This is a genomic window from Oscillospiraceae bacterium, from assembly GCA_015065085.1.
Classification (GTDB): domain Bacteria; phylum Bacillota; class Clostridia; order Oscillospirales; family SIG627; genus SIG627.
This window is the reverse complement of sequence record SVQW01000005.1, coordinates 61,142-72,745: the sequence shown is the minus strand read 5'-3', so window position 1 is coordinate 72,745 and position 11,604 is coordinate 61,142. Positions and strand designations below refer to the sequence as shown.

Sequence of the window (11,604 nt, the reverse complement as noted above, 5' to 3'; positions counted from 1 at the left end):
ACGTATTAAATTTAACACATTAAAGGAGATACATCATGACCCCCGAAGTAAAAAATGCCGCAATTGAAGCGGCGGTTGAAAAATTCAAGGCTCTCGTAAGCGCACAGCTTGACCGTGCGGAAAACATCAAAAAGGATTCGGAGTTTATAAATTACGAAAAGCTGGACAAAATCGTTATCGGCATCTGCGGCGGCGACGGAATAGGACCTGTTATTTCCGCCCAGGCACAGAGAATAATGGAATATCTCTTGAAAGATGAACAGCTCAGGGGCAAGGTTGAATTCAAGGTTATCGACGGCCTTACCATCGAAAACCGTGCTGCCTGCGGCAAGGCTATTCCCGACGATGTTATGGAAGAGCTTTACAAGTGCCACGTAATCCTCAAGGGACCCACCACCACTCCCCAGGCAGGCGACGGCTGGCCCAACATTGAAAGTGCAAACGTTGCAATGCGCAAAAAGCTGGACCTTTTTGCCAACGTACGCCCCGTAAAGGTACCCGACCAGGGTATTGACTGGACCTTCTTCCGCGAAAACACCGAGGGTGCTTACGCAGTGGGAAGCCAGGGCGTTCACGTAAACGACGACCTTGCGGTGGACTTTGTTGTCACCACCACCGAGGGTACCGACCGTATCGCCCGTCTTGCTTACGACTACGCAAAAAAGAACGGCAAAAACCACGTTTCCATCGTTACCAAGGCTAACGTTATAAAGACCACCGACGGCAAATTCCTCAACCTCTGCCAGAAGGTTGCCGCCGAATACCCCGAAATCCGCACAACCGAGTGGTACATAGATATCATGACCGCAAAGCTGGTTGATGAAAAGCGCCGCACCGATTTTCAGGTAGTGGTTCTGCCCAACCTTTACGGCGACATCATCACCGACGAGGCGGCTGAATTCCAGGGCGGTGTAGGTACTGCGGGAAGCGCAAACATCGGCAAGAAATATGCAATGTTCGAGGCTATCCACGGCTCTGCGCCCAGAATGGTAAAAGAGGGACGCGCTCAGTACGCCGACCCCTGCTCCATGCTGAGAGCGGTAGTTTTGCTGCTCAGCCATATCGGATATCAGGAAAAATCCGACAAGCTGGCTCGTGCACTGGATATTTGTATGTTTGAAGAAAAGAAGCTCACCATGACAGGACGCGACAACGGTGCTACCGCACAGCAGTTTGCGGACTACGTTATGGAAACCATAGAAAAGCTTTGAAAATGAGGATAAAATGAAAAGCGGAACAATTCCCGAAAAGTCCATTTCCAAGGCGGTCATAAACCGTCTGCCCAGGTATCACAGATATCTGGGTGAGCTGATAAAAAGCGATATCACCCGAATTTCTTCGGGAGAGCTGGCAAAGCGTATGTCCCTCACCGCCTCTCAGATACGCCAGGATTTAAACTGCTTCGGTGGCTTCGGTCAGCAGGGCTACGGCTACAATGTGCGTTTGCTCTACGAGGCGATAGGCGATATTCTGGGTGTCAGCCAAAGCTACAATGCAATAATTGTGGGAACGGGTAACTTAGGCCACGCACTTGCCACTCACCCCCTTTTCAAGAACCGCGGTGTCAATCTCATCGGTCTTTTTGACAAAAAAGAAGACATTATCGGTCAGACAGTCAACGGTCTTAACATTTGCCACATCGACGAGCTGGAGGTATTTTGTGCTCAGAACACGGTAGATATCGCCGTGATGACCGTGCCCAAAACCGAGACCCCCCTTATGTGCGAAAAGCTGGCAAAGCTGGGTGTAAAGGGCTTCTGGAATTTTTCCAATATGGAGCTTAAATTGCCGGATTACGACGTGCAGATTGAGAATATGCACATGGGCGACAGCCTTATGAAGCTGTGCTACAAACTTACCAGATAAAGGAAGTGCTCCCATGAAGGACGGATTTATTAAAATCGCGGCTGTAAGCCCCGATATAACACCTGCCGATTGCGAAAAAAATACCGAAAGCATAATAAAAAATGCCCGCAAAGCGGCAAAAAACGGTGCAAAGCTTATTGTTTTCCCTCAGCTTTGTCTGACGGGATACACCTTAGGTGACCTGTTTTTACAAAAGGCACTTACCGACAGTGCCGCAGAATGCCTTACGAAAATAGCAGGTGAGAGCGAAAATATCGACGCGGTACTGATTGTGGGTGTGCCCGTTGCCGTTGCAAACGGTGTTTACAACTGTGCGGCGGTAATAAACAAAGGCAGAATATGCGGTCTTTCGGCTCAGACAATGCCGGAAGGCATTTTCCGGCCCGCGCCCGCAGCAAAGGATGCGATATGGGCAAAGTTCGGCGGTATAATGTCAAGCGCCATGGTAACCTGCGACCACATTTATGCCTGTGACGGCTTGGAAAATTTCACCTTTGCCGTTGAAATAGGCAGTGATGCCCATGCACCCTGTCCCCCTTCGGCAAAATTTGCCTGTGAGGGCGCAAATATTATAATACATCTCGACACTGCTCCCGAAATTACGGGCAGTGAGAAAAAAAGACGCGAGCTTTGCATAAGCCGTTCGGAGCAGTATAAGTGCGTCTACGTTTACGTCAACTCCCCCTCGGGCGAATCCTCGGGCGACGCGGTTTATTCGGGAAGCAGGATTATGGCGGAAAACGGCGAAATACTGTGTGAAAGCCCTCTTTACGAACGGGACGGCATACTTTACGGCGACGGCGATACTCAAGCCTGCTGTGCACTTCGGACAAAAAGCCCGTATTTTGGTAAGCTGTGCGACAATATTTTCTTTTTCAGAACCGAAATTACCCCGACAAAGCTTGATCGCCGCTACCCTGCCGACCCTTTTTATGCCGACAGCGAGCAGTGCAATAAAATTCTTGACATTCAGGCGGCGGGTCTCAAGCGCCGTCTGGAGCACATAAATGCGCAAAGTGCGGTTATCGGCATTTCGGGCGGACTGGACTCCACACTGGCTCTTATCGCAACGGTACGTGCCATGGATATGCTGAACAAGGACCGCAAAAATGTAATTGCCGTGACCATGCCCTGCTTCGGCACTTCTCAGCGCACAAAAAACAATGCCGTCAGGCTTTGCGAGGAATTGGGCGTCACACTGCGTACCGTCAATATTGCAGACGCGGTGACGGGTCATTTTTCCGACATCGGACACGACCCCAAAAACGTGAATGTGGTATTTGAAAATGCCCAGGCGCGTGAGAGAACCCAGGTGCTTATGGACATTGCCAATGCCGAAAACGGCATTGTGGTGGGTACAGGCGACCTTTCGGAGCTGGCGCTGGGCTTTGCCACCTACAACGGCGACCACATGTCCATGTACGGTGTAAATGCAACTCTCCCAAAAACACTCATCCGCACCGTTACCCGCAGCATCGCGGACACCATGGGCGGTGAAACGGGCAAAATCCTGCACGATATAGTAAACACCCCCGTCAGCCCCGAGCTTCTTCCTCCCGAAAACGGAGATATTTCCCAGAAAACCGAGGAGATTGTGGGTGCTTACGAGCTTCACGATTTCTTTATCTATTACATGTACACCTACGGCTTTACGCCCTCAAAAATATACCGTCTTGCCCTCAATGCCTTTGAGGGAATGTACGGAAAAGAGGAAATTCTCACCTGCATGAAAACACTGTACCGCCGCTTTTTCGCACAGCAGTACAAAAGAAGCTGTCTGCCCGACGGTGTGCAGGTGACACCCGTCAGCTTCAGCCCCCGCGGAGCATGGAGGATGCCTTCCGATGCCGTAGGCAAATTGTGGCTGGACAAAATAAACAATATTAAATAATTCTATTGATTTTTGCAAAAAATTGTGATATACTGTTAAGGTATAAAAGCAAAACACACACTCAGTTGTACATTGGAGGTATTCCATGGAAATATCATTGGAAAAACTTTTTAAAATAGTATGGAAGAACATTATTATAATTGCTGTTGCATCGGTGCTGTGCTCCATAGCGGCATTTATGATAACAAAGTATACCATGCCGAAAACATATGTTTCGCGTATCGGTTTTACGGTAATATCCACCGCGTCGGAAACCAACGTTTCCAACCCCTCTTACCTTAACTCCAACCTTGCGTATACACGTGAGATAATCCACTCAAAGATAGCTATGCTGGATACACTGGATTATTACAACATGGTTGCTTCCCAGCTTAACAGCGATATCGATGAATTTGCGGTGAATTATCCCGAATACGCCGATGATGTGATACGCTCAAAGAAAACTGCGGCGCAGATTAAAAACTCGGTAAGATTTAACATACTGGAAAACACCGAGCTTTTCACCGTTACCGTTACCACCAACTCCTCGGGCGAGAGTAAAATGATTGCGGACGCTATCGAAAAAACCGCCAATGTCCGTCTGACCCAGATGGCGCTGTCGGATAACTCCCTTGCGGGCGAAACCGCTGTTGCGGACACCGTTCGCTGCTACGAAACTCCCCTGCCCGGCGTGCTTTCCGGCCCCGATGTTTTCATGAACACCATTACGGGTCTGTTTATCGGCTTCTTCGCTTCATTCCTGGTATTTCTCGTTATAGACCTGCTTGACAACCGCGTAAGAACACTTAATGAGCTTACCGAAAAGTTTGAAAATATTCCCGTTCTGGGAATGATAGCCACCTTCAAGGCTACAACCAAAAAAGGCAAGGAGGCAGTTAAGAAATGAACAATAAGGACAAGGCTAATATAGACGATACTCTCACCCGCACAATGAATGCCGCAGTGGAAAAGGAAGCCGTTGCAAGCAACAAGAATTCCAAAAACATTACCGCGGTTGACAAGGATAAGCTGGCTCTCATCAAGGAGTCCTACAAGGCTATAAGAACAAATCTCATTCTCTCGCTCCCTCAGGGCGGATGCCACAAAATCGTCATTTCCAGCGCCGTTCTGGGCGAAGGCAAGTCCACCACCTCGGCTAACCTTGCCACTTCTCTTGCGCAGACCGACAAAAAGGTTCTGCTTATTGACGCTGACCTTCGTAAGCCCAGCATTTACAGCTCAATGGGCTTTTCCAACACCCCCGGATTTACCAATGTACTTACAGGTCTTTCGACACTGGAGGAAGCCGTCAACGACACCGCGTTCCCCAATCTGGACGTGCTGTGTGCGGGAATTTCGGTTCCCAACCCCGGTGAGCTTCTGGCGTGCGAAGCAACCGCAAAGTTTATTGAATCGCTGGAAGAAAAGTACGATTACATTCTGTTTGACACTCCCCCCATCAACGTTGTTGCCGACGTGCTCCCCATTATAAGAATGTCGGACGGCGTGGTGCTGGTGGTTCGTCAGAACTATTCCACCTACCCCGAAATATCCCGTGCTAAGCAGAGCATCGAGTTTATCGGCGGAAAAATCCTCGGCTTTGTTTTCAACGATGTTGAGGACGACCGCTTTACCAAGAACAAATACGGCAGATACGGAAAGTATTATAAATAAAAAAGAGCGCACAGGCGTTGTTTCCTCACGGATACAACGCCGGTTTTATTCGGCTTACGGCGAGTTATATGCACCTTCGGTGCGTGATATTTGCTTCGCAAGTGATATGCCTGCGGGCGTGAGAGGCGAACCAATCCGCGTACCGACCGTAATACGTACATCATGCACGCGAAGCGTTATAACAAATGATTTTGCGTAGCAAAATCTTCCTCAATTGCGAATTGCGAATTGCGCATTGCGAATTGCATCGCGAAGCGCATTGCACATTGCGAATTGTCAAACTAAACCGAAGGGACTTTACATGTATGTTAAACCTGCACACTCATCTTTTGCCCTGTGTAGACGACGGCTGTAAAACCGCCGACGAAGCGCTGGCGCTTTTGGACGAGCTTGAATGCATAGGCTTTGACAGCACTGTTCTGACACCGCATTTTTACCCCACGCGCGAGACCTCGGGTAATTTTATCGCTCGCCGAGACCGCGCTGTGGAAAGCTTTAAAAAGCACTGCGCGGATAAAAATATCTCTGTCGCCTGCGAGTGCTATCTGCATGAATACCTCTTCAACGCTCAGGATATAACTGACCTGTGCATAACCCTTGGTAATAAAAAATACCTTCTGACCGAGCTGTCCTACGGCATTTTCGACGGCAAGCATATGCTCAAGCTGTGCAAAAGGCTGATTTCTGCCTATAAAATAACCCCCGTATTAGCACACATCGAGCGTTATCCCTACATAATGTATAACGAAGATTTTTTCAAGGAGTTTCTTGATATAGGATGTCTTTCGCAAGTGAATATGAAAAGCTTTGCCGTTCCTTTTGTGCGAAAACGTCTGGCATACTACGTAAACAATGGCTATATCCGCTTTATCGGCACCGACACCCACCGTCAGCCCATTGATGCACGTATTTATCAACGCGCGGCGGACTACCTTGAAAAAAAGCTGGGGAAGGAATGGAGAACTAAATTTTAAAATCAAAAACCGTGGAGAGATCCACGGTTTTTGTAATTTATCTTGATTTGGAGCACACAGTGAAGCTCACTCTCTTCAGTTAACTTCACTTGCCCAACGGGCAAACTCAGTTTCTGTACGCTTTCCCCGTCATCAGGTCTTTATGCGTGAAAGTGCCGTTTTCATATACAATGTAGCTGTGAGGCGAATTCTCCTTGGGGATAGATACCGAGCCGGGATTGATGTAGCGCACACCGTTTCTCACACTGTCGTCGGGAATATGGGTATGACCGTACAGCACAACATCGCCCTCGGCAGGGGAAATTACGGAATTGTCATCAAGATGGTGTCCGTGAACGGCGGTGAAGATAAAATCTCCGTCGCAGATAAGTGCAGTGGGGTTGAGCACCGGGAATTTCAGCACCATGCCGTCCACCTCGCCGTCGCAGTTACCGCGGACACAGATAATTTTATTTGCAAGGGGATTGAGCATATCGCACACAGCAGGAGGGCTGTATTCCTCAGGCAGTGCGTTGCGCGGTCCGTGATACAGTATATCGCCCAAAAGAAGAATTCTGTCGGGCTTTTCCTCGTGTATACGTCCTATCAGCATACGGCAGTAATGAGCCGAGCCGTGAAGGTCGGATGCAATAACTATTTTCATATATTTTCCTCTCAGATATTATTTATTTTCAAATTCATACCATCTGTCGGGTATGAATTTATCGCTTTCGGGACAGTCAACGGGAATCATAATGCCGTACCCCGGGTCATTGTGCTTGAAGCTGTCAAAGCGGGACATATAGTAAAGCTCACCGCTTTTGTCAATATAGGGTCGCAGTGATGTGTAGGTGGGCACTTCATTGAATGCCACCTCGGTGCTTTCAACATCGCTGTAACGGAACGCCATGCGTATCATGCGGACATTATTGCGGTGACGGGGAGTGTCGGCGGCGTCCAGCGCCTTGTCAAACAGGGCATAAAGCTCATTTTTGTCTATATTCAGCATCATGAATCTTCCCGCCCTCTGAATATCCTGCTGACCCTCAAGAAAATCCTCGGTTTTTTTGATAATCTCGCAGATATAAGGCGCGCCCTTGCCGAAAATACGGCTGAATCGCTCCAGATTGGTGTCCACCGTCAATCCGGTATCATATGCCGTGCGGGCAAAGCAGTAAAAATTGAAAATGTGATTCCACAAATTGTAGCATTCTATCTGGGTTCCGCTTCCCATAATGCCCTTTTCCACAAAGCGGTTATAAAGGGGATTAAGCTCATCTGCCATGGGAATAAGGCGGTTTCTGGCGGGGTAAACACCCATATAATAGTCATAATACACCACTTCCGCGCCCAGCTCATGCCACTGAAGCAGAGTGTTTTCAAAGTGAGTGCCGATAATGCCGCTTCCGTCATGAGCGCCCGCCTTGCGCAGACCGGTGGAATGCCATGTTGCCTCGTCTATCATGAGGCAAGGCTCCAATTCCAATTCTGCCGGCGGCTCCCACAGGTCGACATACACCAGCATATCAATTTTAACGTGGGGATGCACCGCGCTTACGCGCTTTGCAACGGCATTGAGGAAATAGGTGTAGTTAGTGACCTTGGAGTACTTACTGCACTCCTCACATTGACATTGCTCATCTCTGCCGTCCTGCGGCCACAGAGCGATAATATCCACCGCAGGGTTATCGGATACCCATTTTATAATATTGCCCGAAATCTCCTCAATAAGCTCCTCGTTACGGCTGCAGAATATCCACTGACCGTAAAAGCCGTCGGAGTAAAAGCGTGTGCCGTCGGATTTAAGCTTATAATACTCGGGATGGGTCTGGTAGTAATGCTCGGGGAAATATTCGTTACCCATGGGTGGCAAAAACATTTTTGGCGCGGCATGGTGACCCACCGTAAAACGTATTCCGCGCTTGAGAGCTTCTTCAAGCAGACCGCTTTTCTTGTAGCCGTCGTAAATTCCGCCCCAGGTCAGTATGCGGTTGTAGCGGTTGCGTGCCAGCCAGTCGAAAAAGGAGATATTAAGCCCGTGGTCGGAATTACCCTGTGCGTCGCCGTACTGCACGATTGCCGTGCGGTAGGGGAGGTCGGCACGGGGCTTTGTGTACTCAAAGCCGTCGTTTTCCCACTCGTCAAGCACCGGTATCTCGTCTCCGCCCGCAATATCGGGGTTAACGTATGCCGCAAAGCTTACACCCATATACCTTTCCAGAAATTCGTACACGGCATAGAGAGTGCCTCTTTCGTATTCCGCCTCGAAATCTCCGTCACTTCCCGCAAGAATGATAGTGTTTTCATCGGCACATTTAATCATCATACCTTCGGGACCGGGCACAAGGGCGTTGAAATCCTGCACCGTCATATACCTTGCCGTATATTGGTTTCGCGACGGTGCACCCAAAATGAAGCTGAAGCTGTCAGATGCAGGCTCACGGCATATTTCGGCATCACAGCCGAGTATCTGTTTTAAGTACTTTTTAAGCTCCTCTGCGGAAAAATCCTCGCGAGGAGAAGCATTTAATGGAGTAACAATGCTTATTTTTGTTTCTTTTGTTAATTTCATGATACACTCCTTACCTCAGTGTTATATCCGCATTCTGCACAGCAGGGGTTACCTCGCGTCCTGCGTCATCGTAAACGGGATAGCCGATTTCACGGCGGTTGATGCCCATAAACATGGTGGTTTCCATTCCTTTTATCTTCACCCGTGAGCCTTCGACCGTCACAATGGCATAAAGAGGGCTGTTAAACACAACGGTCTTGTTGAGTGCACAATGCTTTTTGCACAGCTCCTCCGGGAAAGCGTTGTGGGGCTTGCCCACCCAGTCGTAGGAGGAGGAGTTCATATCAAAATATATAACGTTATCAAGCACACGTATAAAATCGCGGTGATGGTGTCCGTTTATGCACATCAGAACGCGGTTTTTGTTCTTTTTGTTGGCTTCATTTATGATTTTCTGCACGTCATAGCGGTTTTTTACACCGTCACAGCGCTCAAAGCTTTCGTGGCTGATGAGAATACACGGCAGGGGAGACTCATCAATGGTCTTTTCCAGCCATGCCAGCTGTTCGGGAGGCATCCAGTCTCTTTCGTCGGGATGGGCATAGTAGTTGCCCATGGAGTATTTCACATACTCGCCGTCCAGCAGATAATAATTGGGGTCGCAAACTATCATGCGACAGCCGTAATCATCAAAATAATAGTAACCGTCGGGCATATTATAGTACTTGAGCACATCCTCGTAGGGAGTGCGGTCGGCATCATGATTGCCCAGACAGTGGTATACGGGGATGTGAAAATCGTTGATATTACTCACAAAATCCGCAACGTGAGAGGGCCCGTGGCACAAATCTCCCGCATGGATAATAAAATCCACCTTTTCCCTTTCGGCGGCATCGAGTATCTCCTTCATCCCCTCAATATCACCCTTCAAAAAGGTTCCGGGCACATAGTGAAAGTCTGAAAAAAGCAAAAACTTCATAAGCCTCTCCTTGAATATCAATTTTAACACATTGCACAACGATTATAGCATATTTTTCAAAAAAAGTAAACAGCAGCAGCTATTTTTTCTCGATTTTATGTAATAAATTCACAATCAGCGCACTTTTTCACATTAATTTTTAAAACCTCTCAAATTTTATTGACCTTTTTCCGAAAATAATATATAATGTTCTTATCAAAAACAAGGAGAAAACAAATGGTTGTAAGAGACGCTACAAAATGCGAAAAATTCAATTATAAGCCCGAGGAAGCGCAAAATCCGTTTATCGGTATAGTAAGCTTTCAGCACTTCCGCGGTGAGCCCATTTATTCCGATTGCGTGGTTAAACCCGAAAATAACTACTGCGAAACGGAGCATTACGAATGCTATCCCGTCCCCGAATACGTACAGCACAACGGTCTTGAGGAGGGCTGGTATCCCGACAGCTCGGTGGTCTACATACGCATATTGTGGAAGGAATTTGAGCCCGAAAGGGGAAAATACAACTACGATTTTATTCAAAACATTCTTGACAAGGCAAAAGCTCACAAGCAAACGGTTATGTTCCGCCTTATGGCGCACAGCACCCGTGCCCGTGATGACGTACCCGACTGGCTTAAGGAGCTTATCCCTTGTCCCGAGCGCCCCGACGGCAAGCGCGTAAAGGATTCGCCCACAGACCCGCTGTTTCTGGAGCTTTTCACACTGGCGGTACGAAAGCTGGGTGAGAGATTTGACAGTAACCCCGTGCTTGAAACGGTGGATATTTCCCTGCCCGGAAGCTGGGGCGAGGGTCATAATCTGCACCTTTATTCACCCGAATCACTTAAAAATATTGTGGATACTTATCTTGACGTGTTCAAAAACACTCAGCTAATGAGCCAGATTTCCCGACCCGAATTACTGCACTATGCCAACCGCTATGCCGACGTGGGCTGGCGCGGTGACGGTCTTGGCGAGCCGGGACACACAACCATTCTTTATCCGCCCCGTGTGCTTCAGAATGCGGATTTGTGGAAAAGAGCGCCTGTGTCATTTGAATCCTACTGGTGGCTGTGCGAATGGAAGCGCAAGGGCTGGAATATCGACGATGTTATCGACTTCACTCTCGAGGCGCACATAAGCACACTGAACCCCAAATCCTTGCCCATACCCTTTGAATGGAAAGAAAAAGTGGAATACTGGCTGAGCAAAATGGGATACCATTTCACCCTCGACTATTTCACCTCACCCGAGAAAACAAGCGCGGGAGCTGTATGCGCCTTTGAAATGGGCATTGAAAACGTGGGTGTTGCGCCCATTTACCATCGTGTGCCCTTTGTCGTGCGTTTTTGGAACGAAAAAGCAAGCTTTGAGATGTCCACCGGAGTTGACATACGAAACTGGCTTCCCGGCAAGCATACCTGCACCGTGGGCGTGACCGTTCCTCAAAATATACCGTCAGGCAAATATCACGTGGAAATCGGCATGTATGACCAAAACGTTGACATGATTTACCTTGCCACTGATGCCGAAAGAAACGGCAAATTCTATCGGGTCGGAAAGATTATTGTTGAATAAAGCAGGGGCAATGCCACACCCGCACTTCAAGCCTTGCGCGCATGTACCCTTGCCGTAATTCGCGCAGAATATTTTATATACAAAACATAAAAGACAGAGAACTTAAAAATTCTCTGTCTTTTTTGATATAGACTTAATTTGTGATATTGTGAGGTTTTCACTATCCCGCAGGCAACAAAGTATTTGCGGT

The 11,604-nt window shown here is 48.3% G+C and carries 10 protein-coding genes; 7 read left to right on the top strand and 3 right to left on the bottom strand.

Features of this window, described 5'->3' with window-relative positions; translation table 11 throughout:
• The first annotated feature begins 35 nt into the window (after positions 1-35).
• The 6 genes from E7588_05350 (at position 36) to E7588_05325 (ending at position 6,384) form a co-directional block, all read left to right on the top strand.
• Entirely contained in the window at positions 36-1,211 is a 1,176-nt protein-coding gene (locus E7588_05350; GenBank protein ID MBE6688687.1) for an isocitrate/isopropylmalate dehydrogenase family protein, read from the top strand.
• Positions 1,212-1,239: 28 nt separating this feature from the next.
• Complete coding sequence (locus E7588_05345) at positions 1,240-1,866, top strand: redox-sensing transcriptional repressor Rex (protein MBE6688686.1); 627 nt, start codon at positions 1,240-1,242, stop codon at positions 1,864-1,866.
• Positions 1,867-1,879: 13 nt separating this feature from the next.
• Positions 1,880-3,757 carry an NAD(+) synthase gene (locus tag E7588_05340; protein MBE6688685.1) on the top strand — a complete coding sequence of 626 codons (1,878 nt, stop codon included), beginning with the start codon at positions 1,880-1,882 and terminating at the stop codon, positions 3,755-3,757.
• An 85-nt stretch (positions 3,758-3,842) separates the two neighbouring features.
• Complete coding sequence (locus E7588_05335; GenBank protein ID MBE6688684.1) at positions 3,843-4,643, top strand: hypothetical protein; 801 nt, start codon at positions 3,843-3,845, stop codon at positions 4,641-4,643.
• Complete coding sequence (locus tag E7588_05330; protein MBE6688683.1) at positions 4,640-5,410, top strand: CpsD/CapB family tyrosine-protein kinase; 771 nt, start codon at positions 4,640-4,642, stop codon at positions 5,408-5,410. The genes E7588_05335 and E7588_05330 overlap by 4 nt, the downstream gene beginning before the upstream one ends.
• Positions 5,411-5,715: 305 nt before the next feature.
• The gene (locus E7588_05325; protein MBE6688682.1) at positions 5,716-6,384 is read left to right on the top strand and encodes a hypothetical protein; all 669 of its coding nucleotides are present in this window, start codon (positions 5,716-5,718) and stop codon (positions 6,382-6,384) included.
• 106 nt (positions 6,385-6,490) lie between these two features.
• Here E7588_05325 and E7588_05320 read toward each other — a convergent pair whose 3' ends face one another.
• From E7588_05320 to E7588_05310, 3 genes are read right to left on the bottom strand one after another with little or no spacing between them, the layout of a single operon-like run.
• Positions 6,491-7,027 (bottom strand): phosphodiesterase, encoded by a 537-nt coding sequence (locus E7588_05320; GenBank protein ID MBE6688681.1) that lies wholly within the window; start codon positions 7,025-7,027, stop codon positions 6,491-6,493.
• 18 nt (positions 7,028-7,045) lie between these two features.
• Positions 7,046-8,935: a DUF4838 domain-containing protein gene (locus E7588_05315; GenBank protein ID MBE6688680.1), complete on the bottom strand. Its 1,890-nt coding sequence runs from the start codon at positions 8,933-8,935 to the stop codon at positions 7,046-7,048.
• A 10-nt stretch (positions 8,936-8,945) separates the two neighbouring features.
• A complete protein-coding gene (locus tag E7588_05310; GenBank protein MBE6688679.1) occupies positions 8,946-9,854 on the bottom strand; it encodes a hypothetical protein in 909 nt (302 codons plus the stop codon).
• Positions 9,855-10,040: 186 nt separating this feature from the next.
• Here E7588_05310 and E7588_05305 point away from each other — a divergent pair, with 186 nt between their 5' ends.
• Positions 10,041-11,414 carry a DUF4832 domain-containing protein gene (locus E7588_05305; protein ID MBE6688678.1) on the top strand — a complete coding sequence of 458 codons (1,374 nt, stop codon included), beginning with the start codon at positions 10,041-10,043 and terminating at the stop codon, positions 11,412-11,414.
• Positions 11,415-11,604 lie beyond the last annotated feature (190 nt).

What these genes read in the sequence shown, in the direction of transcription:
- E7588_05350 (MBE6688687.1), top strand. Translation starts at nt 36, where the DNA reads ATGACCCCCGAAGTAAAAAATGCCGCAATTGAAGCGGCGGTTGAAAAA.
- E7588_05340 (MBE6688685.1), top strand. Translation starts at nt 1,880, where the DNA reads ATGAAGGACGGATTTATTAAAATCGCGGCTGTAAGCCCCGATATAACA.
- E7588_05335 (MBE6688684.1), top strand. Translation starts at nt 3,843, where the DNA reads ATGGAAATATCATTGGAAAAACTTTTTAAAATAGTATGGAAGAACATT.
- E7588_05330 (MBE6688683.1), top strand. Translation starts at nt 4,640, where the DNA reads ATGAACAATAAGGACAAGGCTAATATAGACGATACTCTCACCCGCACA.
- E7588_05325 (MBE6688682.1), top strand. Translation starts at nt 5,716, where the DNA reads ATGTTAAACCTGCACACTCATCTTTTGCCCTGTGTAGACGACGGCTGT.
- E7588_05320 (MBE6688681.1), bottom strand. Translation starts at nt 7,027, where the DNA reads ATGAAAATAGTTATTGCATCCGACCTTCACGGCTCGGCTCATTACTGC.
- E7588_05315 (MBE6688680.1), bottom strand. Translation starts at nt 8,935, where the DNA reads ATGAAATTAACAAAAGAAACAAAAATAAGCATTGTTACTCCATTAAAT.
- E7588_05310 (MBE6688679.1), bottom strand. Translation starts at nt 9,854, where the DNA reads ATGAAGTTTTTGCTTTTTTCAGACTTTCACTATGTGCCCGGAACCTTT.
- E7588_05305 (MBE6688678.1), top strand. Translation starts at nt 10,041, where the DNA reads ATGTTCTTATCAAAAACAAGGAGAAAACAAATGGTTGTAAGAGACGCT.